Raw genomic sequence first — 1,752 nt, 5'->3', positions numbered from 1 at the left:
TAACCAGAAATGCCTTTTGTTCTCTGGTGCTGTCCGGCACGGTTTTACGCGTTCCCGACGCGGAAAACCTAAAAATTCGTCCTGAATTTTTACCTCATTTAATGCCGTTATTTACCAATGCGTTTTGGGACATTGTTGAGCTAACGTTTTGCTAAATTGGTAGGATACGGATTAGGAGAAGAGTAACTAAGGTGACGTTTTTGAGTACATTCCAAACTGAAGAACAAAAACTTTGCACAAAAGACTGATTAATTCAGATCGTTTAGAGGTATTGAATTATTTGATGCCACTCTCTGATTATCCAGTATTTATGCAATAAAATGCACTTCAATAAGGCGAGTAACTTATTGGGAGTCAAATGGCTAAAGTCGAAATGCAGTTATTACTGTACCAATTCTTGCAAAAGCACCAAACAGAGAGTTCAACTTTCACCAAAGAAGATCTTATAGAGTATGTAGGCTGGAAGCTCAGTACATTCAAATCTTACTACGGGAAGGGGCAAATAACTCAATTCTTAGCTGAAGTTGAAGTTAACACATATGAAGCAATAAATGTACTAGACGTAAGTTTTATCGAGTTCAAAAAGCGTTTATCTCAGAGTAAGCACTATCAAGAGCTAGGTCATAAATGTAAATCTAACTTAGCTAAGGCTCTGCTCAAAAAGTCAAAAGATAATATGATGCTCGCATTAGAGCTTTACAACAGACCATCACTTGAAAACAAGTTAGATGGATTTGTAATGATGTACTCAACAGCTTGGGAGCAGCTTCTTAAGGCAATTATCATTGAGCGAGATGGTGAAGAATCGGTATTCGAGAAAGCGAATAAGCAAGGCGTAAAGAAAACTATATCTTTAAGGCAATGCTTGGAGAAGTTGTTCAAAGAAAATGACAATGTAAGAAAGAATATCTCCCGTATAGCTGATTGGCGTGATGGTGCTGTTCATCTACTTATGCCTGAGCTTCAAGGGCTAGCTTCTCGCGTATTCCAATCAGGTGTGCTTAATTATTCATCTAAGTTTCAGGAGTTTGCAGAGGTACCATTTATGCAATCTCAGCATGCTGGAATGATATCGCTAGTTGGTGATTTTAAGATGCCACCAGAGCCTGTGTTGCGATCATTGTATGGTAAGGCTGCGGAAGATATGCTCGAACTAGCTCAAACGGTGCAAGATGAAATAGAGAGAGAAGATGATATTGAGTTCGCCATCCCAATTAACGTATCGCTTGTGTATGCTCGTGATGAGAAAGACAGTCAGATAATACTTGCTGCAGCTAGCGGCAAAGCTCAGGACTTGGAGCAGTTGAAAAAGGCTCTTGTAGTTGAAAAGCAAGTAGACCCAGAGAAAACTCATACTTTCACTCAAAAGACTGCTATTGACGCGATCAATAAGACCCTCAATGCTAACTACGATATCGCAAAACTAGAAAAGTGCTTAGTAGCTCGAGACAAAAAGGGAAATCCAACAATAAATAGTCATTGTTTCCAAGCCGCAGTATCAAAGCTGAATTGGAAAGCAACTTGTAACAAGCACCACCACTACCAAAAAATATCTAACACACATATTTATTCTCAAGATGCGGTTGATGAGCTTGTTAGGCAAATTACGACGAAGGATAATTTTATCGCGCAAGCAAAGGCTCAAGCTAAGAAGAAGTGACCTGCCCCCGAGAACTAATCCAAAACTTCATTAGTAATGCTTGTTAAATTACCACTGTTTCGTGCCGTTCTTGTTGTCGCTGCAAACTCAGA

The 1,752-nt window shown here is 39.4% G+C and carries 1 protein-coding gene; it reads left to right on the top strand.

Annotation, left to right across the window (positions count from 1 at the left end):
• Positions 1-358: 358 nt before the first annotated feature.
• Entirely contained in the window at positions 359-1,660 is a 1,302-nt protein-coding gene (locus tag BLS03_RS25305) for a DUF3644 domain-containing protein (protein ID WP_093279605.1), read from the top strand.
• Positions 1,661-1,752 lie beyond the last annotated feature (92 nt).

Origin of the sequence: Vibrio xiamenensis (genome assembly GCF_900100015.1) — a bacterium.
GTDB lineage: Bacteria > Pseudomonadota > Gammaproteobacteria > Enterobacterales > Vibrionaceae > Vibrio > Vibrio xiamenensis.
This window is presented reverse-complemented; position numbering and strand designations above follow the sequence as displayed.

Excerpts from the sequence above, each read along its gene's own strand:
- BLS03_RS25305 (WP_093279605.1), top strand. The coding sequence starts at position 359 with ATGGCTAAAGTCGAAATGCAGTTATTACTGTACCAATTCTTGCAAAAG.